Source organism: Microbacterium salitolerans (assembly GCF_019720895.1).
Lineage (GTDB): Bacteria > Actinomycetota > Actinomycetes > Actinomycetales > Microbacteriaceae > Microbacterium.
The window spans coordinates 1-23,313 of sequence record NZ_JAHKSH010000001.1 but is presented as its reverse complement, the minus strand read 5'-3'; the positions used below and the strand labels follow the sequence as shown (position 1 = coordinate 23,313).

The following is a 23,313-nucleotide window of genomic DNA, read 5'->3' as shown; positions in this document are numbered from 1 at the left end:
GCTGGCGTCAGTCGAGCAGGAAGCCGGCGACGACGCCCGCAGCGAGGATGATGCCGCCGCTCGCCACCACGCGCGCCCACGGGATCCGGGAGCCGCGCGTCAGGCGCACGAGCTCGCTGCCGTTCCAGAGGAGGAGGAGTAGCGTCGCGACGGCGGACCCGATGCGGGCCTCGCCGAGGTCGTCGAACTCGATGAGGGCGCTCGTGAGCGTCGCCGCGCTGAGTCCGAAGCCGACGACCGCTCCCCACCCGGCGATCATGCTCGCATGCTCATCCCGGTGGAGTGCGGCGCGTGCGTTGAACAGCGTGGCCAGGCTGACGTGGAGGAGCAGCGCAGGGAGGCAGAGGACCGCCGTCGCCAGCGCGATCGCGATCACGCCGCCGGCGGACGTCGGCGCGAGCGCGTCCGCGGCGCGGAACACAGGCCGCGCGAGGACGACGAGCACGACCATGCCCACGATGAGCGGGATCACAAGCCACCGGTGGCGCCAATACATCACGGACACCCCGCGATCCTATGGCGTGGACCCCTGCCTCCCCGGCGCGCGTCAGCCCGCGAGAACCCCGTCGAGCTCCTCGAACGCCTCGGTCCAGCCGTCGGAGACGCTCTCGGCGGAGCCGTGGTCGTCCGGCCTCCCGTCGAGGTGGAAGGTCATCGCGGTGCGCCCGCCCGGCGCCTCGGCGAGGTCGACCGTGATGACGGGCACGCCCTCGCGGCGGGGATCCTCCGGGGATCCCCACGTGAAGCGCAGCCGCTCGGGCTCCCGCACCTCGAGGTACTCGCCGGCCGTCGGCCACTCGCCGCCGGTCGGATCGATCATCATGTAGGCGTACCCGCCGCCCTCGCGCAGGTCGATGTGCACCGAGTCAGCGGGCGTCGTCACCTCGTGCGGGTGCCACCACTGTGCGGCGATCGTCGGATCCGTCCACGCGCGCCACACCGTCTCGCGCGGGGCGTCGAAGGTTCGAGTGATCGTGAAGTCAGGCATCGGAGTCTCCCTCTTGGAGGCGCCGCAGAACGTCGTCCAGTCGGTCGAACTGGGCGGTCCACAGCGCGCGGTTCTCCTCGACCCACGCCGTGGCGCGGTCGAGGGGTTCGGGGCGGATCGTGCAGACCCGCCACTGGGCGCGCGTCGTGCGCTCGATGAGCCCGGCGCGCTCGAGCACCCGCAGGTGCTGCGAGATCGCGGGTCGGCTCATGTCGAAGGGCTCTGACAGCTCGCCGACGGTGGCGCTCTCCCTGCTGAGTCGCTCCAGCATCGCCCGACGGGTGGGATCCGCAAGCGCGTGGAAGACCTGAGAGAGCGGGTCTGCGGGAGCTGGCATGTCAGAGTTTCCTTACGTAAGCAATACATTAAATATGCAGGCGGTGTCAGGATCCGTCAACCCCCTGTCGCGATACCGTCGAACCATGCGCGCAACGGTCATCCATGGCGAACGAGACATCCGATCCGAGCAGGTCGCGGATCCCCAGCTGAGCGGCACCGGCAAGGATGCGATCGTGCGCGTCACGGCCGCCTGCGTGTGCGGGTCCGACCTGTGGCCGTACCGCGGCGTGACCCCCACAGACGAGCCCCGCCGGATCGGACACGAGTTCATCGGCGTCGTCGAAGAGGTCGCCGAAGGCGTCACGAGGGTGAAGGCCGGGGACTTCGTCATCGCCCCCTTCTACGACTGCTGCGGCGAGTGCGCGAACTGCCGGAACGGCTTCACGACCTCCTGCCTCGAGCTCGGCTGGTTCGGCGGCGACGACCACTGGGGCCACCCGACCGACGGCGCGCAGGGCGAGTTCGTGCGGGTGCCTCACGCGGACGGCACCCTGACCGTCGTCCCGGGCCAGCCGGACGAGGCGCTCGTGCCCAGCCTGCTCACGCTCAGCGACGTGTTCCTGACCGGCCACCACGCGGCCGTCTCGGGCGGGGTCTCGCAGGGAGCCACCGTCGCGGTCGTCGGGGACGGCGCGGTCGGACTCTCGGCCGTGCTCGCCGCGAAGCGCCTCGGCGCCGAGCGCATCGTCGCGATGAGCCGCCACGAGCCGCGCCAGCGTGTCGCCACCGAGTTCGGCGCGACCGACATCGTGTCCGAGCGCGGCGACGAGGGGATCGCACGGCTCAAGGACATGTTCGACGGCATCGGCCCCGACGCGGTGCTCGAGTGCGTCGGCACGAAGGAGTCGATGGACCAGGCCCTTCGCTCCGCCCGTCCCGGCGGTCAGGTCGGCTTCGTCGGCGTCCCCAACGGCGGCCCCGAGCTGCCCATGCGCACGATGTTCTCGACCAACGTCGGGGTCCGCGGCGGCGTCGCACCCGTGCGCAGCTACGTCGACGAGATCCTTCCCGAGGTGCTGGACGGATCCCTCACCCCCGGCCGCGTGTTCGACGGCACGTTCGCCCTCGCGGACGCCGCCGATGCCTACGCCGCGATGGACGAGCGCCGCGTGATCAAGGCCCTGCTGCGGCCGTAGGGGGCTCTGACGCGGGGAACCCCGGCATTCGCCGAAGCTGCCCGCGCATCACCGACTCGGAATGCAGAACGCGCCCCGCGGATCCGCGGGGCGCGTTCTGCATGCGGGGTCAGGCCGCCGACCAGCCCCCGTCGGAGGGGAGGATGACGCCGTTGAGGTTCGTCGCGTCTTCGCTGAGGAGGAACGTGATCGACGCCGCGAGCTGCGTGGCCTGCGCGATCGAGGGGATCGCGGCCATGCCGCGCTGGATGCGGGGCGCGGCGAACTCGGAGGCGAACGGCGCCTCGATGCCCGTCGCGACCGCCCCCGGAGCGACGGCGTTGACGCGGATGCCCGCGAGCGCATAGAGGTACGCCGAGCTCTTCGTCATGCCGACGACCGCGTGCTTCGAGGCCGTGTAGGCCGTGCCGGCGGCGGACCCGCGGAGACCCGCCTCGCTCGCGACGTTCACGATGGAACCGGCGCCGCGCTCGAGCATGCCCGGGATGACCGCCTTCATCAGCTTGAAGGAGCCGGTGACGTTGACGGCGAAGACCTTCTCCCACAGCGCCGCGTCGATCTCGTGGACGGGCTGCATCTGGTCCATGATCCCTGCGACGTTCGCGAGGCCGTCGACCTGGACGCCCGCCGCCTCGATGATGCGCGCGATGGCCGCGTCATCCGTGATGTCGGCGACGACCGTCACGACCTCGGCGGCGGGGTGCACGGCGGCGAAGTCGTCGAGCCCCTTCTCGTTCATGTCGACGGCGACCACACGGCCGCCCTCGCGGGCGATGCGCGAGGCGGTCGCGCGGCCGATGCCGGACCCCGCACCGGTCACGATGATCGTCCGGCCGTCGAAGCGGCCCTCGGCGATCCTCTCGTCCCACTGCTGCATCTCGGGACCCTGCTGTGCTGCGGCGTCGCTCATGCGCGTTCCTCTCCATCGACGCCTCTCTCGAGGCGGTTCGGGGCGTCGTCGGGCGGCGACGCCTACCGGACAACTCTGTCCGGTTATAGGCTACGCTTCATGCCCTCCGCGCGCCAGAGCCCCTCTCCCAACCGGGGCCCCGCCGCGGCCGCCGGGAACCGCCGCGCCCTGATCGACGCCGCGCGGGAGCTCTTCGCGGAGGAGGGCTTCTCCGTGGCGTTCAGCGCGATCGCGAAGCGCGCGGGCGTCGGCCAGGCGTCGCTCTATCGTCACTTCGAGAGCAAGGAGCGGCTCGCCCTCGCCGTCTTCGACAAGAACCTGGCAGACCTCGAGGCGGACCCCTCGCTCACCCTGCATGACTTCCTGATGCGCATCGCGGCGCAGGCGCGCATGTCGGCGTCGGTCCTCGAGGCGCACGCGCTGGATCCGGAGCTCGCCGCGCCGCTGCAGGAGCGCCTCCGCGGCGTCATCACGCGGATCCTCGAAACAGAGCTCGCCACCGAGCGCGCGGATCCATCGGTCACCGTCGACGACGTCGTGACGGCGACGAGCATGGTCGCGTTCCACACCGCCTTCGCGGGAGACGGCGACGCCGCAGTCGCACTCGTCGAGCGTGCCCTCACGCGCTGAGAGTTTCCGCCGTCGCCCGACACAGCGCAGTCAACTCTGCGTCCGGAGGACCGAAAGGCGGCAGAACCGGCCGTTCGGGCCCAGATCGACTGCGTTGTGTTCGCTGCGGCGGCGTCAACGAGGTCGCGCGCACCCCGCGGCTCGACGCACACGAGCCCCACGACCCGTGCCACGCGCGACACAACGCAGTCAATCCGGCCGGTGGAACATCGAAAAGCGGCAGAAACGGCCGCTCGCGCCGAGATTGACTGCGTTGTGTTGGAGGGAAGAGTTCCGCTCAGTCGTCGACGACCGTCACCGTGACGGGGATGTTGCCGCGGGTCGCGTTGCTGTACGGGCACATCTGGTGCGCGGCATCGGCGAGACCCTGCGCGATGTCGTGCTCGACCTCGGGGATGACGACCTCGAGTTCGACGGCGAGCGCGAAGCCGCCCTCGCCGTTCGATCCGATCGACACGCGACCGCCCACGGAGGATCCGTCGATCGCGACCTTCTGCGAGCGCGCGGCGGCCTGCAGCGCCGAGTGGAAGCAGGCGGCGAAGCCGGCTGCGAACAGCTGCTCGGGGTTCGCGCCGTCGCCGGATCCGCCCATCGCCTTCGGGATGGCGAGATCGAAGTCGAGGTCGGTGCCGGCCACGGCGACTCGGCCGCTGCGGCCGCCTCCGGTGGCGAGTGCTTCTGTCGTGTAAAGAGCGTCCATGCGTCCACCCTTCTACGACTCCGACTGTCCCGGGCCCGCGGAACATGGGAATTTCGGGTGAACGACAATGGAATCGTGCTCACCTCCGATCCTGACCTCTGCCGCTCGCTCGCCGCCGACCTCGCAGACGCCGACTTCCGCTCCGAGCCGCTGCGCGCCGCGTGGGGCGTCGATGCCGACACGGCCATCGGACGCACGCTGCGCACGCCGGCGCTGCGCGGCCTCGGCAGCCGCACCGACCCGCAGGCCGTGCTCGCGCGCCTGCTCATCTTCGGCGTCGCGCAGCAGGTGTCGCACGTCGAGGATGCGCTGCCCCGCACCGGGTCCGCGGGCCTCGTCTCGCTCGGATTCGCGGCCGTCGACGGGCATGCCGTGACGCCGTCGGTCACCCTGCGCCCGCAGTCGTTCCACGACGAGCGCGGGCCGGGCGAGTGGTGGATCGCCGCCGACCTCGACGAACTGGCGCTCGGCGGGGGCACTCTGGCGGAGGACTACGTGCTCGGCGTCGGCGGCGCATCGCTCACGCTCGCCGGGCTTCAGCTGCCGACCCCCGCCCACCGCGTGCTCGACCTCGGCACCGGCTGCGGCGTGCAGGCGCTGCGGGCGCGTCGCTACGCCGACGAGGTCGTGGCGACCGACATCAGCGAGCGAGCCCTGGCCTTCACGCAGATCAACGCCGTCCTCGACGGCACGAGCCACATCGAGACCCGGCACGGATCCCTGTTCGAGCCCGTCGCAGGCGAGACGTTCGACCGCATCGTGTCGAACCCGCCGTTCGTCATCACCCCCCGTGCGAGCGGAGTCCCCGCGTACGAGTACCGCGACGGCGGGCTCGTCGGCGACGCGCTCGTCGCGCAGGTCGTCGCCGGCGTCGGCGCACATCTCGCGCCCGGCGGGGTCGCGCAGTTCCTCGGCAACTGGGAGACGACGGGCGGCACCTCAGGCCTCGACCGGATCCGCGCGTGGGTCGAGGCGTCCGACATTCCACTCGACGCCTGGGTCGTCGAGCGCGAGCATCTGAACCCCATCGAGTACTCCGAGATGTGGATCCGCGACGGCGGCACCGCGCCCGGAACACCCGAGCACGACCGCCTCCTCACCGCCTGGCTCGACGACTTCGAGGCGCGCGACGTCACGGCGGTCGGGTTCGGCTACGTGCTCCTGCGGCGAGCCGAGGGCGAGCCGACGCTCGCGCGATACGAGCAGATCCGGCAGCCGATCCCGTCGGAGAGCTCCCTCGGATCCCACCTCGCCCAGGCGCTCGCGGCCCACGACGCGCAGGCCCGGCTCTCAGACGATCAGCTCTGCGCCCTCTCGCTGCACGCGGCCGCCGACGTCACCGAAGCGCGCCACCACACGCCGGGCGCCGAGAACCCGACCGTCATCGAGCTGCGGCAGGGCGGCGGCTTCGGGCGCTCGTTCCACGCGGATCCGGCCCTCGCGGGTCTCGTGGGCGCCTGCGACGGCGACCTCTCGATCGGTCAGATCATCGGCGCGCTCGCGCAGCTGCTCGAGGTCGAGGAGCCCGCCCTGCGCGCGTCGCTCCTCCCCGCGATCCGCTCCCTGCTCGTCGACGGGTTCCTGCGGTTCGCGTGAGCAGCGCGCGATCCGCACGCGCGTCACGCGTCGCGCAGGACGCCGTGCGACGGCGTGACCGTGAACTGGTGCGGCTCGCGGAAGCCGGCCGTCTCGAACGCGGCGGCGACGGCCGCCTTCGTCGCGTCGATCCGGCCGTGCTCGACGAGCGCGATCGCGGCGCCGCCGAAGCCTCCGCCGGTCATGCGCGCGCCCACGGCGCCCGAATCGAGGGCGGCCGTGACGGCCGTGTCGAGCTCGGGAACGGAGATCTCGAAGTCGTCGCGCATCGACACGTGCGAGGCGACGAGGAGCCCGCCGATCGCACGGGGACCCTCGGACCGCAGGGTGTCGACCGTATCGAGCACGCGCTGGTTCTCCGTGACGATGTGCGCGACGCGGCGGAAGGTGACGTCGTCGAGGATGCCCTTGGCGCGCTCGAGGTCGCCGACCGTGAGATCACGCAGGGAGCGGACGCCCATCTCGCGCGCGCCGCGTTCGCATGACTCGCGACGCTCGCGGTAGCCGCCCGTGGAGTGCGAGTGCGTGACCTGCGTGTCGATGACGAGCACCGAGAGGCCCTCGCGCGCGAAGCCGAGGTCGACGGGGCGTGCCTCGAGCGAGCGGCAGTCGAGGAACGTCGCCGCGTCGGTCTGGCCCATGATCGAGGCGACCTGGTCCATGATCCCCGTCGGCGCGCCGACCGCGTGGTTCTCGGCCGTGCGGCCGATCTTCGCCATCTCGAGCGGCGTCAGGCCGAGGGCCCAGAGGTCGTCGAGGGCACCGATCGTGGCGCCCTCGATCGCGGCCGACGACGAGAGCCCCGCACCGATCGGCACATCGGACGAGATCGCGATGTCGACTCCGGGAACGCTCGGCGCCGCGCCGCCGCCGGCCGTCAGCGCCGCCCAGGCGACGCCGATCGGGTATGCGGCCCACTCGGGGACGTCGCCGACGCGCACGGCGTCGCCGGGGGATCCGCCGAACAGCGCAGGGAGCTCAACCAGTGCGACCTCGACCGGGTTCGGGTCGAATGTCGACGTCACGCGAATGATGCCGTCACGACGGCGCCCGACGGCCGCGTACGTGCGGTGCTCGATGGCGAACGGCAGCACGAAGCCCTCGTTGTAGTCGGTGTGCTCGCCGATGAGATTCGCACGGCCTGGCGCCGACCAGACGCGTTCGGGGGCGGACCCCGTCAGCCGCTCGAACAGCTGCACGGCGCTGTCTGCTGTGGGTGTCATGCGGTCACCTCTCCCACGTGATCGATCGCCGCACGCAGGCGCTCGGCGCCCACCTCTGCGGGGATCTCGGCGGTCCAGGCGCCCATGGCGGCCTCGGATCCGGCGAGGAACTTCAGCTTGTCGGCGCCGCGCCGTGGGGACGTGAGCTGCAGGTGCATGCGCACGCTGTCGCGTCCCGCGTTGACCGGCGCCTGGTGCCACGCCGCGATGTACGGCGTGGGGGTCTCGTACAGGGCGTCGACTCCGCGCAGGACGCGCAGGTAGACGCCCGCGAGCTCGTCGCGCTCGGCGCTCGTCAGCTCGGTGAAGTCGGCCGCATGACGACGCGGCACGAGGTGCACCTCGACCGGCCACCGCGCGGCGAACGGCACGTAGGCCACCCAGTGCTCGCTCTCGAGCACGACACGAGGGCCGGCGAGCTCGAAGTCGAGGATCCGCGCGAACAGGTCGACCCCCTCGCGCTCGATCTGCCGCAGGACCGACTGGGTGCGCGGCGTCACGTACGGGTAGGAGTAGATCTGCCCGTGCGGGTGGTGCAGCGTGACGCCGATCTGCTCGCCGCGGTTCTCGAACGGGAACACCTGCTGCACGCCGGGCAGGGCGCTGAGCGCGGCCGTGCGGTCGGCCCACGCTTCGATGACGGTGCGGGCGCGCGTGAGCGACTGGGTGCCGAAGGAGCCGGTGCGCTCCGGGCTGAAGCACACGACCTCGCAGCGGCCGATCGCCGTGCGAGTGCGGCCGAGGCCGGCGGCCTCCAGGTCGTCGAGGCTCTGCGGCGGATCGTCGCCCACCGGGACGTCGGCGGTCGCCTGCGCGAGGGCGGGCCCGAGCGACGGCGAGCGGTTCTCGAACACCGCCACGTCGTACAGGTTCGGCACCTCGGACGGGTTCGTCTCGCTCTGCGGCGCGAGCGGATCCAGCTCCGCGGGCGGAAGCATGGCGCGGTTCTGGCGGTTCGCGGCGACCGTGATCCACTCGCCCGTCAGGATGTCGCGGCGCATCGTCGCCGTGCCGGGACGGGGATCCAGTCGGCGCGCGTCGATGCGGCGCTCCGCGGGCAGCGTCGTGCCAGGATCGTCGAAGTAGATGAGCTCTCGCCCGTCGGCCAGGCGGGTGGAGCGCTTGACGACGCCCGCGCTGAGAGAAACGGTCTCGGTCACGGCGTCGTGCGATGCTGCGTCGTCGGGCATTCCCTGTGTTTCCTTGGGAGAGAGGTGAAAGGGATCTGTTGGCGATCCTAACGACGACAGCTGTCCGAACTCGCACCGGCCACTCGGTGCGCCGTCCAATCGTTATCCATGCGCCTCGCCTCTCAGGCACGCCACACCGGCGTCCGTAGACTCTCTGGGGTCGCGGTCGTCCCTCGCGACCCCCTTCCTCTATGAACGAATCGACTGCCTCGACTGTGCGCCCCCTCCGCGTCGGCGCGACGCTCGGCGCGGTCGGAGTGCTCGCCGCCTGCATCCTCGGCGGCTTTCCCTCGGCCGCCCACGCGGTTCCGAAGCCCGCGACGGTCGCGAACGCCGACGACGCGACCCAGGACCCCGTCGACGACCAGCGCCTGCTGACGCTCACGAGCGACGACCGCGGCGTCGTGACCGGATCCGAGCTGGCGACCTCGCTGCGGATCACGAACTCGACGGGCGAGGAGTTCGCCGAATCGAGCGTCACGTTCGCTCGCGGCGAGGCGCTCCCCGACGCCGGCGCAGTCGAGAGCTGGATGAGCGGAGCGGCCGAGACAGGCGCCCAAGAGCTCGAGACGCTCGACACGGCCGCCGTCCCCGCGAGCACGTCCCTGACTGTCGACGTGGAACTCTCCCTCGGAGATATTCCTCCCGGCGCATACCCGATCGTCGCCACCTACGACGGCACGGGCGAGCCCGAGGAGGTGCGGACCGTGATCGTCGTGACCGGCGGATCCGCCGCCGACGTCGCGATGGTCGTCCCGATCACCGGGCCCGTCTCCACACGCGGTCTCTACGCGGACGACACGCTGGCGACGCTCACGGGCGAAGACGGGCTTCTGACGGCGCAGCTCGACGCCGTCGACGGGACGAGCGCGATCCTCGCCGTGGATCCTGCGATCCCGGCCGCCATCCGCGCGCTCGGCGACACCGCTCCCGAGTCGGCGACCCTCTGGCTCGAACGACTCCTGGCCATGCAGAACGAGCGCTTCGCGCTGCAGTTCGCCGACGCCGACGTCTCCTCGCAGATCGAAGCGGGCCTCGAGGCGCCGATGCGACCCACCCATCTCGGCGCATACCTGGACGAGAATATGCGCGCGGAGTCGGAGGCTCCGGTCACGCTCAGCTCGCTCCTGTCGATCTCGAATGAGCCCGCGCCCACCGTCTACTGGCCCGCGCCGGGCACAGCCGACCGCGACATCGTCTCCGCCCTCACGGCCGACTCCGACGCGCATGTGCTCGTGCCGGCCTGGACCACGGGCGACGAGGCGCCGCAGCTCGGCGACGACATCCTCGCCTACGACCAGGACGTCTCGACCGCCCTGCTCGACGCCGCAAGCGAGTCGGACGCGGTCGTCCGCGACGAGGCGTACACGACCGCGACGGCGCAGATCTGGCTCGCGGCGCAGGAGACCGAGCAGCCGCTTCTGCTCGCGCTCGACCGCATGGGATCCGACCGCCTCACGACCGATCCGAACGGCCAGACGGTCAGCGACACCGAGCTCGATCTCACGGCCGACGGCCTGCGCGACGCCGTGCTGACGGCCATGCGCAACCCCGCCTTCACGCACACCGGACTCGGCGATGTGCTCGACGCGAGCGGGGGAGCCGTCGCGCTGCGTGACCTCGACCCGCCGCAGGCCGCCGCCGCAGCTGTGACCGCCTACCTCGAGGACGAGCCGGGCATCGACCACATCTCGAAGGCGCTCGTGAACCCCGCGCTCTTCACGGGGCAGGTCCGAGCCGAGGCGCTGCACCAGCTGCAGGTGTCGTGGCGCACCAACGCCGAGGGCTGGCGCGACGACGCCGAGCGGTTCGCGGAGCTCAACGACGATCGCGCGACGGCGATCGACATCCAGGAGCCGTCGCCCGTGCAGCTCATCAGCCCCGAGGCCGACATGCCCGTGTGGATCCGCAACGAGCTGCCGTATCCCGCGACGCTCACGATCCATGCGGATCCCGACGACCCGCGCCTCTCGATCGACGAGACGACGGAGATCACCGCCCAAGCCGACAGCACCACGCGCGTGACGATCCCCATCGCGGCCCGCGTCGGCAGCGGCGAGGTGACCGTGCACCTCCGCCTCGAAGCGAAGACGGGCGAGCAGATCGGCCCCGCCCGCGATATGGACGTGACGGTGCGCGCCGAATGGGAGCGCATCGGCATCGGGATCATCGTGGTCCTCGTGCTCGGACTGCTCGGGTTCGGCACCGTGCGTCAGATCCGCCGACGCCGCCGCGACCGCGCCGATGCCGACGGCACCCCCGACACCACGGAAGAAGGCGCATGAGCCTCGGACGATCCAGCGCCCTCATCGCCGCGGGAACCTTCGCATCGCGCATCACGGGGCTGCTGCGCAGCGTCGTGCTCGCGACGGCGATCGGCGCGATCGGCCTCTCGAACGACGCGTTCTTCACGGCGAACATCCTGCCGAACTACGTGTTCCAGGTGATCTCGACGGGCGTCATCACGGCGGTGTTCGTCCCGCAGATCGTGCGCTGGTCGCGACATGACGACGGTGGCGAGCGCTACCTCTCCAAGCTGTTCACTCTCGGCACGCTCGTGATGCTCGCGGTCACCGCGGTCGCGCTCGTCGCGGCGCCGCTGCTTGTCTCGATTTTCGCCGACTACTCGGGTGCGCAGTTCGACCTCGCCGTCGTCTTCGCCCTGTGGTGTCTGCCGCAGGTGTTCTTCTACGGCATGTTCGCTCTCATCGGCGAGACGCTGAACGCGCGCGGCATCTTCGGGCCCTACGCGTGGACCCCCGTCGTCAACAACGTCGTCTCGATCCTCGGGTTCCTCGTCTTCATCGTGATCTACGGCGGCGGCTACCATGCGCTCGACTTCTGGGACGTCGGCAGCATCGCGCTCCTGGCCGGGACGGCGACGCTGGGCATCGTCGCCCAGACGGTCGCCCTCGTCATCTTCTGGCGCCGCACGGGGCTCCGGATCCGCCCCGACTTCCGGTGGAAGGGCATGGGGCTCGGCCACGTGGGCAACCTGGCCAGCTGGAGCATCGCGATGCTCCTCGTCGGGTACGTCGTGACGGCAGTTCAGCAGCAGACGATCTCGACCGCGTCGGGATCCTTCGCGTCCGTCACGGTGTGGCAGTACGCATGGCTCGTCTTCATGCTTCCGTACTCGCTCATCGTGATGAGCATCGGAACGCCCTACTTCACGCGACTCAGCCAGCACGCCGCCGCGGGTCGCGACGACGAGGTGCGCGAAGACATCGGCACGTCGACGCGCGTGCTCGGTATGCTCGTCGTCATCGCCGCGGCGACCCTGATCGCCGCAGCCGTCCCCGCCTCGCGGCTCTTCGCGACGAACGCCAGCGAGGCCGAGGCGACCTCTGTCGTCCTCATCGGCTTCATGTTCGGCCTCGTGCCCATGGCCGTGCTGTTCGTCATCCAGCGCGCCTTCTACGCCTACGGCGACACCCGCACGCCGTTCGTGTTCACGTGCTTCCAGGCGGCCCTGTCGATCGCGGGCGCTCTCGCCGCGCGCTGGATCCTCTCGGAGGAGTTCATCACCGCCGGCGTGGCGCTCGCGCAGTCGCTCGCGAGCGCCATTCAGGTGTTCCTTGCGACATGGCTCCTTCGACGCCGACTCGGACCGCTCGGCATGGGCCGCACCGCGTGGGCGATCGCGCGCTTCACCCTCGCCGCGATCCCGGCAGGCCTCACCGCGTACTGGATCTACTCGGCCTCTGGTGGAGCCGACTCCTGGATGCTCGCGTCGAAGTGGACCGCCGTCGCGGGCTGCGCGATCATGGGCGTCGTCGCGGTCGTCCTCTACGTCGTCACGCTGGCACTCCTCCGCTCCCCGGAGCTGAAGACCGCCATCGGCCTCGTCCGCGCGAAGCTCGGGCGGTAGAGCGGGGGCACTCGCCGGGCCGCCTCGTCGGAGGAGCGCTGCACGTCTCGGATCGCCGATGCGGATCCGAGACGTGCAGCGGCCCCCGAGGACGGCGCCGGCCGGGGCGCTACCCCTTCACGACGGCGACGCCGCGCGGGGGCAAGGTCTCGCCGCCGTGCAGCCACTCGCCCTCGATGCCCGTGAGTTCGACGGGGGCGTCGGTGCGGTTGATGAGGAAGCGGATCCGGCCGGCGGCGCCGCGGCGGGAGGTCACCTCGATCTCTCCTCGCAGCGCCTCCGGCAGCTCCGATGCGACGCCCGCCGGTTCGAGGAGGGCCGGCAGCAGCGCGCCGACCCCCGCGGATCCGAGCCTCGTCGACACGTATGCCGCGGATCCGGAACCCACGGGACGCCGCGTGACCGCCGGGCCGAGCTCGTCGTGGTCGTACGTCGCCAGGACCTCGACGTCGTCGGCGACGATGTCGATCGGCTCGCTCCACAGGGATCCGGTCGTGCCGTTCGACAGGGCGACGGTCTCGCCCGCGTAGAGCGGGCGGAACTCCTCGACGCGGATGCCGAGGAGGTCGCGGAATGCGCCGGGGTAGCCGCCGAGCCAGACGTGGTCGTTCTCGTCGACGGTGCCCGAGAAGTACGTCGTGACGAGGTGGCCGCCGCTCGTCGCATAGGCCTCGAGGCGCTTGCGCAGCGCCGCGGGCACGCTGTACAGCACGGGGGCGATGACGACGCGGTAGCCCGCGAGTTCGGCATCGGCGGGCACCACGTCGGCGCGCACACCGGCATCGAGCAGTGCGTTCCACCAGGCCTGCGCCTCGGCGCGGTAGCGCAGGAGCTCGGTCGGGTGCGAGTCGAGCTCGGATCCCCACCACGACTCCCAGTCGAAGAGGATCGCCACGTCGGCGGGGTCGCGGTCGGCGCCCACGACGTCGCCCAGGCTCTGCAGGATCCGCCCGAGCTCGACGACGTCTCGGAACACGCGGGTGTCCACGCCGCCGTGGGGCACCATCGACGAGTGGTACTTCTCGGCGCCGGCCTCGGCCTGGCGCCACTGGAAGAAGCAGACCGCGTCGGCGCCGTGCGCGACGTGGGTGAGGGAATCGCGGAAGAGCTCGCCGGACCGCTTGGGGCGGTTGACGGGCTGCCAGTTCACGGCGCTCGTCGAGTGCTCCATGAGGAACCACGGCCGGTGCCGCGCGACGCCGCTCGTGAGCGCGGCCGAGAAGGCGAGCTCGTCGCGATCCTGCGTCACGTAGTGGTCGTTCGAGACGAAGTCGATCTCGCGCGCCCAGTCCGCGTAGTCGGCGAACTTCGTGTCGCCCGTGATCATGAAGTTCGTCGTGACGGGGATGTCCGGCGTGACGCGGTTCAGGATCTCGCGCTCGGCGATCAGATGTCCGCGGAGCGCGTCGGATGAGAAGCGCGCGAAGTCGAGCTGCTGCGTCGGGTTGGGGAACGAGGCGGCGAGGCGCGGAGGCAGGACCTCGTCGAAGGATCCGTACCGCTGCGACCAGAACGCCGTGCCCCACGCGTGGTTTAGGGCATCGACCGTCTCGTATCGGGCGAGGAGCCACGCGCGGAAGGCGCGCGCCGCGTCGTCGGAGAAGTCGTAGGCGTTGTGGCAGCCGAGCTCGTTGTTGACGTGCCACGCGACGACTCCCGGATGGGATCCGTACCGCTCGGCGAGCTTCTCGACGAGCGTCAGCGCATACTCGCGGAACACGGGCGACGTCGGCCGCCAGTGCTGGCGCGCACCCTGCGAGAGCGTGCTGCCCTCGGCCGTGACGGGGAGCACCTCGGGGTGCCTCATGGTGAGCCACGGGGGCGGCGATGCGGTCGCCGTCGCCAGATCGACGCCGATGCCGTTCGCATGCATGAGGTCGATGACCTCGTCGAGCCAGGCGAAGTCCCACTCATCCGGTGCCGGCTGCAGCCTGGCCCACGAGAAGATCGCGACTGAGACGACGTCGACGCCGGCCTCCTTCATGAGGCGCACGTCCTCGTCCCACACCTCCCGGGGCCACTGCTCGGGGTTGTAGTCGGCGCCGTATGAGATGCGGGGCGCGGTTCCGTCTGGCGTGCGCAGCCAGCGATGAGTCTGCAATGTCTTCTCCTGAGTCGCACCGTGTCCCACGACACGCCGTCTCGCGGAGCGGATGACGGCGTGTCGTGGGACACGGCAGGGGTGGGTGGTGCGGGTTACTCGACCGTGAAGCCCTGGTCGTTCCCGTACTGCGTGAGGGTGTCCTGCCAGCCTGCGAGGCCCTCGGAGATCGTGCCGTCGCCCAGGAACGCCTGGCCGACGGTATCGCCGAACACGGTGTTCGCGTAGACCTGGAACGGCAGGTACTGCCAGCCTTCGACGACGCTCGCGGACGACTCCGAGAGCACCTTATTGGCCTGCTGACCGCCGAAGTACTCGTACTCGTGGTTCAGGAACTCCTCCGACTCGAGGTGCTCGACGGTCGCGGGGAAGGCCCCGTTGTCGAGCCGCGTCTGCACGCCCTCCGCGGCGTTGGCGTACTCGATGAACGCGTACGCGAGCTCCTTGTTCTCGGCCTCGGCCGGGATCGCGAGCGAGCTGCCGCCGTTCTCCGACGAGGCGCTCTCGCCCTCTTCCCACTGCGGCATCGGAGCGACGCGCCAGTCGCCGGCGCCGTCGGGCACGCTCGACTCGAGGTTCGCCGGCATCCACGCGCCGATCGGCAGCGCCGCGATCGTGCCGTCGCCCATGCCCTGGAACCACTCGTCGGACCAGCCCGCGACGGGCGACAGCAACTCCTCGTCGAGCATCGTCTGCCACAGCTCGGCATAGCGCTGCGCGCCGCTGTCGCCCTCGAGGTCGAGCGTGACGTTCGTGCCGTCGACGGTCCAGGGGGATCCGCCCGCCTGCCACATCATCGAGGCCGCGAAGCCCGCGTCGCCGCCGTCGTTCGCGATGAAGACGTCGGGGTCGGACTCCTGGAACTGACGACCCGCCTCGACGAACTCGTCCCACGTCTCCGGCACCTCGACGCCGTGCTCCTCGAAGACCGCCGCGTTGTAGAACAGGGCCATGGGGCCGGAGTCCATCGGGAGTCCGACGATCTGCTCGCCCGAGTGCACCGAGTCCCAGGGGCCGGGCGCGTAGGCGCCGTCGTGCTCGTCGGCGCCGAACTCCGTGAGGTCGGTCAGCGAGTCCTGCAGGGCGAACTGGGGGAGCGCGTAGTACTCGACCTGCGCGACGTCGGGCAGGCCCTGGCCTGCGGTGATCGCATTCTGCAGCGCGGTGTACGAGTCGATGCCCGTTCCCACGTTCACGATCTCGACCTCGACGCCCTCGTTGGCGGCCTCGAAGTCCTCGATCACGGGCTCGAGGGTCGGCTCCCACGCCCAGACCGTGATCGTGCCGCCCTCCTCGAGCGCGGCGTCCGGATCCTCGGATCCGCCGCTGCATCCCGTGAGCGCGAGCGCGGCGACGCCCGTGAAGGCCGTTCCGATGAGCGCGCCCCGGCGGGCGCGCCTGATGTGTCCAGTCATGTCGTCAACTCCATCGTCGATTGGTGGGGGTCATTCCTTGACGGATCCGGCGGCCAGACCCGACTGCCAGAAGCGCTGCATGAAGAGGAAGGCGATGATCAGCGGCACGATCGTGAGGAGGGATCCCGTGATCACGAGGTCGAAGATCGCCTCGCCGCCGGCGGTCGCGGCCTGCGCGTTCCACTGGTTGAGGCCGAGGATCAGCGGATACCAGTCGGGATCGCGCAGCATGATCAGCGGCAGGAAGTAGTTGTTCCACGTCGCCACCATCGTGAACAGGAGCACGGTCACGGTTCCGGGGGCGAGAAGCGGGAGGCACACGCGCCAGAAGGTGTGGAACTCGCTCGCGCCGTCGATGCGCGCCGCCTCCATCAGCTCGGCCGGGATCGCCTCCATGGCGAACGTCCACATCAGGTAGAGGCCGAACGGCGAGATGAGCGACGGGATGATGACGGCGAGCGGGGTGTTCGTGATCCCCATCTCGCTGAACATGAGGAACGTCGGCACCGCGAGCGCCGTTCCCGGCACCGCGACGGCCCCGATGACGACGGCGAAGACCGCCTTCTTGCCGGGGAAGTCGAACTTCGCGAGCGCGTACCCTCCGAGCACCGACAGGAGCGTCGCGCCGCCCGCGCCGACGACCACGTAGAGGAGCGTGTTGCCGAACCAGCGCAGGAACACCCCGTCGTCGTAGGTGAGCGCCCGCGCGATGTTGTCGAACAGCGCGAACTCGCCGCCGAACCAGAGGCCGAACGTCGAGAACAGGTCGGCCTGCGTCTTCGTCGAGTTGATGAGGAGCCAGACGAGAGGCAGCAGCGAGTAGATCACCATGACCGCGGTCAGCACCGTGAGGAGCACGCTGCGCCGCGGCCGGTCGATCGTGCCGAGCCCGGCCTTCTTCCGCTGACGGCGGGTGGCGGATCCGCTCAGCGTGACGAGTGTCGTCGACGTCATGTCAGGACCCCTTCCGCATGCCGCGCAGCTGCACGACGTAGGCGATGATCATCGTGATGACGCCCATGATGATGGCGACGGTCGCCGAGTAGTTGTGCTGCTGACCGGCGAACGCGAGCGAGTAGGCGTAGAGGTTCGGCGTGTACGACGTCGTGATCGCGTTGGGCGCGAGGTTCTGCATGATGCTCGGCTCGTTGAACAGCTGGAAGCTGCCGATGATCGAGAAGATCGTCGCGATGACCAGGGCGCCGCGGATGGCGGGCAGCTTGATCGCCCGGATGACGCGGAACTGGTTCGCGCCGTCGATCGCCGCCGCCTCGTAGAGCGAGCTGGGGATCACGCGCAGCGCGGAGTAGAAGATGAGCATGTTGTAGCCCATGAACTCCCACGTCACGATGTTGCCGATCGACGCGAGGATCAGCCCGGGCGACAGCAGATCGGCCAGCTGGATTCCGAAGAAGTCGTTGAGGTTGCCGACGAGGCCGAAGCGCGTGCCGTACATGAACCCCCACATGAGCGCGGCGACGACGGCGGGGACGGCGTAGGGGAGGAAGATCGACAGCCGGAAGAAGCTGCGCCCGTAGAGGCGGCCGCTGTCGATCGCCAGGGCGGCGAGCAGCGAGAGGAACAGCATGATCGGCACCTGGATCACGAGGAACAGCGTCACGCGCGCCACGCCCTGCCAGAACGCGCCGTCGCCGAACGCCCGCACGTAGTTGTCGAACCCGATGAACTCGGTGCCCCCGACGAGCTGCGTGCGGAACAGGCTGAGCCAGAGCGCGTAGAGGATCGGCGCGATGAAGACGAGCGCGAACACGATCGCGAAGGGCGCGAGGAACCCCCATCCGGTCCATCTTCCGCGTGTGCGGCGCCTCTGGCGCACGCCAGGGGCGATCGCCTGCGACATCGACGTCATCCGCTTTCCTCCGCTTCGGTGCGTGGGGTACGGTCATTATGTTTACGCAAACATCGATCAGAAATCCAGCCCTGCGCACACATTCGCCCGATATGTTCTTCGCATCATGACCACCACACGCGACCGCGGACGACGCGTGTCGATGGGCGACGTCGCCCGACACGCCGGCGTGTCCGCGCAGACGGTCTCCCGGGTGGCGAACGGCACCGGAACCGTCATCGCCTCGACCCGCGACCGAGTGATCCGCTCCATGAACGCACTCGGCTACCGACCGAACAGCGCGGCCCGCGCCCTGAAGCTCGGATCCTTCCGCACGATCGGCGTGCTCACGCACACGCTTTCGACGCTCGGGGACGTGCGCACGATCGAAGCGATCGCCCTGAGTGCCGCAGAGGAGGGCTACGCCACGACGCTCATCCCCGTGCACGCGACGAGCCTCGCCGACGTCGATCGCCTCTTCTCGCGCCTGCAGGAGCTCGCCGTCGACGCCCTGATCATCAACCTCGAGGCCCCCTCGCTCGCGCATGCGACGGAGATGCTGCCCCCGGGCGTCCCCGTCGTGTACATGGATCCCGACGCCCCTGCCGGGCACGTCGTCGTCGACACCGATCAGGCGGGCGGCGCGCGGCAGGCCACCCAGCATCTGCTCGATCTCGGGCACGACACCGTGTGGCACATCGCCGGACCCGACGATTCACGACCGTCGGATCGCCGCATCGACGGCTGGCGCGCGACGCTGCGCGAGGCGGGCCGGCCGATTCCCGAGCTGCTGCGCGGCGACTGGAGCGTCGAGTCCGGCTATGAGGCAGGCCGGCGCATCGCCGGCCGCGACGACGTCACGGCCGTCTTCTGCTCGAACGATCAGATGGCCCTCGGCCTCTACCGCGCGCTCGGCGAAGCGGGCCGGCGCGCACCCCGCGATGTCAGCGTCATCGGCTTCGATGACACCGCCGACGCCCGCGGCTACGCACCGCCCCTCACGTCGGTCCACCAGGACTTCGCCGACGTCGGACGGCGCTGCGTCGCGGCCGCGCTCGACCTCGTGCGCGGCGACACGCCGCCGCGGCTCTCGATCGTGGGCACGGAGCTCGTCGAGCGGGAGAGCACGGCGCGCGCACCGAGGCGCTGACGATTCATCCAGAACCGGCGGGATCCGCGCGGATCGTCCGTCGGTCGATGAATCGTCAGCGCCTCGGACGCCTCAGCGGCGGCGCAGGCGGGGCCAGATCGCCGCGTCGAGCGACGCGGCGCCGGGTCCGGCGACGACGAGCGTCACAGCGGCGGCCGCGAGCAGAAGCGGGAACTCGAATCCGCCGTTCGCGGCGAAGAAGCCGTTCGGCACGTGCACGAGGAAGAGCGCGCCGAGTGCGACGATCGTCAGCCCGACCGCCGCGATCCGCGTCAGCAGCCCCAGCGCGAGCGCGACGCCGCCGATCAGCTCGGTGTATGCCGTGAGGGGCGCGACGACCTCGTGCAGGGGGACGCCCATCATCCCGAAGCCCTGCGTCGTGACGTCGATGCCGTCGACGAAGATCTTCTGCCAGCCGTGCAGGAAGAAGATCACGCCGAGCGCGACGCGCAGAATCAGGAGGCCGAGCGACGCGGCGGGCGCCGTACGTCGAGTGCGGGGAGCGGCGTTCATCGTGGGGCCTTTCGGGGGAGAGGTCGAACGAGTGCCGAGCAGACGGCCCGGTCCGCCGCCACGCTACCGATGCCGTCCGCCGTGCCGCATCGACCTGCCGCATTCACGGCGGACATGGAGGACGGCGGGACGGCGCCGTCACGGGGCCGCAGCTGCAGATGTCGGGCGATGACGGTCTCGGGATGGAAACCCGGAGGCGCCGGGAATAGGTGGCCCGTAGCATGGGTTTCAGCAGTCATACCCACGCCCGAGGAGGCCACGACAGTGCGAGACGTCATCATCATCGGATCCGGTCCGGCCGGCTGGACTGCTGCGATCTACGCGGCGCGCGCCAACCTGAACCCGCTCGTGGTCGCAAGCCAGGTCGAGATCGGCGGAGAGCTGATGAACACGACCGAGGTCGAGAACTTCCCGGGCTTCCCGGAGGCCATCATGGGCCCCGAGCTCATGGCGCAGATGCAGCAGCAGGCCGAGCGCTTCGGCACCGAGGTCGCCTACGACGACGCGACCGAGCTCGATCTCGACGGCGACGTCAAGAGGGTCACGCTCGGATCCGGCAAGGTCGAGGAGGCCAAGAGCGTCATCTTCGCGACCGGGTCCGCCTACCGCAAGCTCGGGATCACCCGCGAGGACGACCTGTCGGGCCACGGCGTCTCCTGGTGCGCGACCTGCGACGGCTTCTTCTTCCGTGAGAAGACGATCGCGGTCATCGGAGGAGGCGACTCGGCGATGGAGGAGGCGACGTTCCTCACGAAGTTCGCCTCGAAGGTCTATCTGGTCCACCGTCGCGACGAGTTCCGCGCGTCGAAGATCATGCAGCAGCGCGCCTTCGACAACGAGAAGATCGAGGTCGTCTGGAACAGCGAGGTCGCGGACCTGCAGGGCGAGACCGCGCTCACGGGCATCGTGCTCCGCGACACCGTCACGGGCGACACGCGTGAGCTGCCGCTCGACGGCCTGTTCGTCGCGATCGGCAACGACCCCCGCACGCACCTCGTGCACGGCAAGCTCGATCTCACGGTCGACGGCACAATCGCCGTCGACGGCCGTTCGTCTCGCACCTCGGTCCCCGGCGTCTTCGCCGCGGGCGATGTCATCGACCCGAGCTACCGTCAGGCCGTCACGGCCGCGGCGAGCGGCACGGTCGCGGCGCTCGACGCCGAGCACTACCTCGCCGCTCTCGCCGACGTCGAGAAGGCCGTCGCCGTCGCGACTGCCTGACCCACACGCTTCCACACAAAGGAGATACAACATGAGCGCAAAGGCAACGACTTCCGCCACGTTCGAGCAGGACGTCCTCCAGGCCGACGGCCCCGTGCTCGTCGACTTCTGGGCCGAGTGGTGCGGCCCCTGCCGCATGGTGTCGCCCGTTCTCGACCAGATCCAGTCCGAGAACGCCGACAAGATCACGATCGTCAAGCTCAACGTCGACGAGAACCCCGACCTCGCCATGAAGTACCAGATCACGTCGATCCCGGCGATGAAGGTCTTCAAGGACGGCGACGTCGCGACCACGATCATCGGCGCCAAGCCCAAGCAGGCCCTCGAGCAGGACCTCGCCGAGTACCTCAAGTAAGGTCTCGCCCCGCAGCGCCCGCCCGGTTCGCCCGGCGGGCGCTGTCGCGTTCATGGCGTCACCCGACGAATCGAGGAGGACGATGACGGAGATCGTATGGATCGGCGTAGCCGAGCCCTCGCGCGAATCGTGCCGGATCGAGAGCGGTCCGCACGGCGTGGCCGTCGAGAGCGAGATCTGCGGCGATGCCGGCACGTGCTCGTACGCGCTGCATGCGACGGGGGCCTGGGGGTTCACCGACCTCGTGCTCCGCGCGGACGGACGCTCGCTCCGGGTCCGCCTCACGGATCGGGGGTGGGAGGTCGACGGGGAGGCACGCCCCGACCTCGCGGGGGCGCGAGAGGTCGACATCTCCGCGTCCCCGCTGAGCAACACGCTTCCGATCCGACGACTCGGCCTCGCTGTCGGCGAGAGCGCCGACATCACCACGGCGTATATCCGGGTCCCGCAGCTCGACGTCACGACGGACCCGCAGCGGTACACGCGCACCGGCGAGAACGAGTACCTCTACGAGTCGCGTGACTCCGATTTTCGCCGGTCCATCACGGTCGATGAGGACGGTCTGGTCATCGAGTATCCGGGTCTGTTCACTCGAGGAGACGGAGAGACCGCCTCGTCTGTCCTCAGTGCCGGGCGATGACGGCACTGAGGGCCACGCCCGTGCGGCGATCTGCGTGCGGTCCTGCCTCCGCGTATCTCGAACAGTCGGAACATCGGGTGAGCAGGTCATGGGTGCAGTCGCGCACGTGCTCGAGGAATCTCTCGGCGTCTTCAAGCTGCGCGCGCTGCGAGCGGATCCATCGCAGCCGCTCCTCGATGACCTCGCCGCGACCTGCCTCTCCGCGGTGGAGCACGCCTCGGATCTCGGCGAGGCTCATTCCGATGCGTCGGCACGCCTGAGCGATGCGGAGGCGACGGATGTGCTCGTCCGTGTACTCGCGATGACCCGAGGGAGCTCGGTCGGGGACGACGACGCCCATGTCGTGCCAGTGCCGCAGGACATGGGCGTCGACACCGATCACCTGAGCGACCTCTCCGATCTTCACAGCCGCACCTCCTTCCCTCTTGACTTCAGGTCGACCTGAGGTTTTAGCGTGTTCCCATGCTGACACGCGACCAGGTGCTGCCGGAACCGACCGAGGTCGTCATCGACGGCGTCTCCATCGCCACGTGGATCCTGGAGCCCCCGGGTACCTCTCTGGGCGACGTGGTCCTGTGCCACGGCACTCCCTGGTCCGCGCAGGTCTGGCGCATCGTCGCACGGGAGCTCGGCCGTGACCATCGCGTTTTCCTCTGGGACATGCCGGGCTACGGCGACTCGGAGAAGGGGCCGACGGTGGCGACCGACCTGCGCACCCAGGCCGAGCGACTCGTCGCGCTCGTGCAGTTCTGGGGCCTTCGGCGCCCGCACGTGATCGCACACGACATCGGCGGCGCGATCGCACTGCGGGCGCACCTGCTGCACGGGGTCGACTACGCCGATCTCTATCTGTGGGATGTCGTCACGCTGGACCCGTGGGGGTCGCCCTTCTTCCGGCTGGTGGCAGAGAATGCGAACGTCTTCGCACAGCTCCCGGCGAACCTGCACGCCGCCCTGGTCAAGGAGTACATCGCCGGCGCCGCCTCGCGGGCGCTCTCGGCTCAGGACCTCGACGTGCTGGCGGCACCCTGGCTGGATCCCGTCGGGCAGACGGCCTTCTTCCAGCAGATCGCGTCGCTCAGCGTCGCCGACACCCGCCCCGCAGCGGAGAGGCTCGGCTTCATGCGGTGCCCGACGCGCATCGGCTGGGGCCGAGACGATCCGTGGATCCCTGTTCCGCAGGCACACGAGCTTCAGTCCCGACTTCCCGGGAACTCGGATCTCGTCCTCATCGACGGCGTCGGGCATCTCGCACCTCTGGAGGACCCGTCCGCGGTCGCCACGGCCGTGCGCAACTGGCTGACGCGATCTTCGGACACACCGGACCCGCTCTCGGCGAGCAACGGCGCTCCCGTCGCGCCCTAGGTGTGATGTCCGGGGACGTTGTTTCCCGACACGGGGCTGAGTCTTCCGACAGGTGAGGGCCCCCGGGCTGTGAAGTGGAGCTGTCTAGTTCAACGCTTCACAAGCACCCAGGAGGCCCTCG

General features: G+C 70.1%; 23 protein-coding genes. 10 read left to right on the top strand and 13 right to left on the bottom strand.

From position 1 onward, the window contains the following. Nucleotides 1–7 precede the first annotated feature (7 nt). Genes KOL93_RS00115 through KOL93_RS00105 form a run of 3 tightly spaced genes read right to left on the bottom strand, consistent with a single transcriptional unit; the run spans nucleotide 8 to nucleotide 1,325 of the window. Nucleotides 8–505 (bottom strand): hypothetical protein, encoded by a 498-nt coding sequence (locus KOL93_RS00115; RefSeq protein ID WP_221583281.1) that lies wholly within the window; start codon nucleotides 503–505, stop codon nucleotides 8–10. Nucleotides 506–547: 42 nt separating this feature from the next. Beyond that, nucleotides 548–988, bottom strand: coding sequence for an SRPBCC family protein (locus KOL93_RS00110; protein WP_221583280.1), 441 nt, complete (start codon nucleotides 986–988; stop codon nucleotides 548–550). After that, a complete protein-coding gene (locus tag KOL93_RS00105; RefSeq protein ID WP_221583279.1) occupies nucleotides 981–1,325 on the bottom strand; it encodes an ArsR/SmtB family transcription factor in 345 nt (114 codons plus the stop codon). Before KOL93_RS00105 ends, KOL93_RS00110 begins: the two co-directional genes overlap by 8 nt. An 85-nt stretch (nucleotides 1,326–1,410) precedes the next feature. Between KOL93_RS00105 and KOL93_RS00100 the strand changes: the two genes are divergently transcribed. Further along, nucleotides 1,411–2,463, top strand: coding sequence for a zinc-dependent alcohol dehydrogenase family protein (locus KOL93_RS00100; RefSeq protein ID WP_221583278.1), 1,053 nt, complete (start codon nucleotides 1,411–1,413; stop codon nucleotides 2,461–2,463). A 109-nt stretch (nucleotides 2,464–2,572) separates the two neighbouring features. On the opposite strand, the gene KOL93_RS00095 is transcribed toward KOL93_RS00100, so the two are convergent. Beyond that, nucleotides 2,573–3,373 carry an SDR family NAD(P)-dependent oxidoreductase gene (locus tag KOL93_RS00095; protein WP_221583277.1) on the bottom strand — a complete coding sequence of 267 codons (801 nt, stop codon included), beginning with the start codon at nucleotides 3,371–3,373 and terminating at the stop codon, nucleotides 2,573–2,575. A 99-nt stretch (nucleotides 3,374–3,472) separates the two neighbouring features. On the opposite strand from KOL93_RS00095, the gene KOL93_RS00090 reads away from it, so the two are divergent. Beyond that, a complete protein-coding gene (locus KOL93_RS00090) occupies nucleotides 3,473–4,003 on the top strand; it encodes a TetR/AcrR family transcriptional regulator (RefSeq protein WP_221583276.1) in 531 nt (176 codons plus the stop codon). A 277-nt stretch (nucleotides 4,004–4,280) separates the two neighbouring features. Here the strand turns inward: KOL93_RS00090 and KOL93_RS00085 are convergent, their stop codons facing one another. Next, nucleotides 4,281–4,703, bottom strand: a complete 423-nt coding sequence (locus KOL93_RS00085) for an organic hydroperoxide resistance protein (RefSeq protein ID WP_221583275.1) — start codon at nucleotides 4,701–4,703, stop codon at nucleotides 4,281–4,283. Between the two features lie 72 nt (nucleotides 4,704–4,775). Here KOL93_RS00085 and KOL93_RS00080 point away from each other — a divergent pair, with 72 nt between their 5' ends. Continuing rightward, a complete protein-coding gene (locus KOL93_RS00080) occupies nucleotides 4,776–6,299 on the top strand; it encodes a DUF7059 domain-containing protein (protein WP_221583840.1) in 1,524 nt (507 codons plus the stop codon). Nucleotides 6,300–6,322: 23 nt separating this feature from the next. On the opposite strand, the gene galK is transcribed toward KOL93_RS00080, so the two are convergent. Both galK and galT read right to left on the bottom strand, forming a co-directional pair. Continuing rightward, a complete protein-coding gene (gene galK, locus KOL93_RS00075) occupies nucleotides 6,323–7,522 on the bottom strand; it encodes a galactokinase (protein ID WP_221583274.1) in 1,200 nt (399 codons plus the stop codon). Continuing rightward, nucleotides 7,519–8,712 (bottom strand): galactose-1-phosphate uridylyltransferase, encoded by a 1,194-nt coding sequence (gene galT / locus KOL93_RS00070; protein WP_221583273.1) that lies wholly within the window; start codon nucleotides 8,710–8,712, stop codon nucleotides 7,519–7,521. The genes galK and galT overlap by 4 nt, the downstream gene beginning before the upstream one ends. Before the next feature lie 191 nt (nucleotides 8,713–8,903). Here galT and KOL93_RS00065 point away from each other — a divergent pair, with 191 nt between their 5' ends. Both KOL93_RS00065 and murJ read left to right on the top strand, forming a co-directional pair. Then, complete coding sequence (locus KOL93_RS00065) at nucleotides 8,904–10,997, top strand: DUF6049 family protein (RefSeq protein WP_221583272.1); 2,094 nt, start codon at nucleotides 8,904–8,906, stop codon at nucleotides 10,995–10,997. Further along, nucleotides 10,994–12,583, top strand: a complete 1,590-nt coding sequence (murJ, locus tag KOL93_RS00060; RefSeq protein WP_221583271.1) for a murein biosynthesis integral membrane protein MurJ — start codon at nucleotides 10,994–10,996, stop codon at nucleotides 12,581–12,583. The genes KOL93_RS00065 and murJ overlap by 4 nt, the downstream gene beginning before the upstream one ends. 109 nt (nucleotides 12,584–12,692) lie before the next feature. Here the strand turns inward: murJ and KOL93_RS00055 are convergent, their stop codons facing one another. The 4 genes from KOL93_RS00055 to KOL93_RS00040 form a co-directional block, all read right to left on the bottom strand. After that, nucleotides 12,693–14,684, bottom strand: a complete 1,992-nt coding sequence (locus KOL93_RS00055; protein WP_221583270.1) for a beta-galactosidase — start codon at nucleotides 14,682–14,684, stop codon at nucleotides 12,693–12,695. A 95-nt stretch (nucleotides 14,685–14,779) separates the two neighbouring features. Next, entirely contained in the window at nucleotides 14,780–16,099 is a 1,320-nt protein-coding gene (locus KOL93_RS00050; protein WP_221583269.1) for an ABC transporter substrate-binding protein, read from the bottom strand. Between the two features lie 30 nt (nucleotides 16,100–16,129). Continuing rightward, the gene (locus tag KOL93_RS00045) at nucleotides 16,130–17,053 is read right to left on the bottom strand and encodes a carbohydrate ABC transporter permease (protein WP_221583268.1); all 924 of its coding nucleotides are present in this window, start codon (nucleotides 17,051–17,053) and stop codon (nucleotides 16,130–16,132) included. 1 nt (nucleotide 17,054) lies between these two features. Next, nucleotides 17,055–17,969: a carbohydrate ABC transporter permease gene (locus KOL93_RS00040; RefSeq protein ID WP_374107090.1), complete on the bottom strand. Its 915-nt coding sequence runs from the start codon at nucleotides 17,967–17,969 to the stop codon at nucleotides 17,055–17,057. 106 nt (nucleotides 17,970–18,075) lie between these two features. Here KOL93_RS00040 and KOL93_RS00035 point away from each other — a divergent pair, with 106 nt between their 5' ends. Next, the gene (locus tag KOL93_RS00035; RefSeq protein WP_260405813.1) at nucleotides 18,076–19,098 is read left to right on the top strand and encodes a LacI family DNA-binding transcriptional regulator; all 1,023 of its coding nucleotides are present in this window, start codon (nucleotides 18,076–18,078) and stop codon (nucleotides 19,096–19,098) included. A 72-nt stretch (nucleotides 19,099–19,170) separates the two neighbouring features. Here the strand turns inward: KOL93_RS00035 and KOL93_RS00030 are convergent, their stop codons facing one another. Then, entirely contained in the window at nucleotides 19,171–19,611 is a 441-nt protein-coding gene (locus KOL93_RS00030) for a DoxX family protein (RefSeq protein ID WP_221583267.1), read from the bottom strand. Between the two features lie 264 nt (nucleotides 19,612–19,875). Here KOL93_RS00030 and trxB point away from each other — a divergent pair, with 264 nt between their 5' ends. From trxB to KOL93_RS00015, 3 genes are all read left to right on the top strand, one after another. Then, a complete protein-coding gene (gene trxB / locus KOL93_RS00025) occupies nucleotides 19,876–20,832 on the top strand; it encodes a thioredoxin-disulfide reductase (RefSeq protein WP_221583266.1) in 957 nt (318 codons plus the stop codon). Between the two features lie 31 nt (nucleotides 20,833–20,863). Next, entirely contained in the window at nucleotides 20,864–21,187 is a 324-nt protein-coding gene (gene trxA / locus KOL93_RS00020) for a thioredoxin (protein ID WP_221583265.1), read from the top strand. An 82-nt stretch (nucleotides 21,188–21,269) separates the two neighbouring features. Beyond that, nucleotides 21,270–21,827 (top strand): putative glycolipid-binding domain-containing protein, encoded by a 558-nt coding sequence (locus KOL93_RS00015; RefSeq protein ID WP_221583264.1) that lies wholly within the window; start codon nucleotides 21,270–21,272, stop codon nucleotides 21,825–21,827. Here the strand turns inward: KOL93_RS00015 and KOL93_RS00010 are convergent. Next, nucleotides 21,811–22,233, bottom strand: a complete 423-nt coding sequence (locus KOL93_RS00010; protein WP_221583263.1) for a MerR family transcriptional regulator — start codon at nucleotides 22,231–22,233, stop codon at nucleotides 21,811–21,813. The two genes, KOL93_RS00015 and KOL93_RS00010, sit on opposite strands and share 17 nt — an antisense overlap. A 56-nt stretch (nucleotides 22,234–22,289) precedes the next feature. On the opposite strand from KOL93_RS00010, the gene KOL93_RS00005 reads away from it, so the two are divergent. Beyond that, nucleotides 22,290–23,192, top strand: coding sequence for an alpha/beta fold hydrolase (locus KOL93_RS00005; RefSeq protein ID WP_221583262.1), 903 nt, complete (start codon nucleotides 22,290–22,292; stop codon nucleotides 23,190–23,192). The last annotated feature ends 121 nt before the right edge of the window (nucleotides 23,193–23,313 follow it).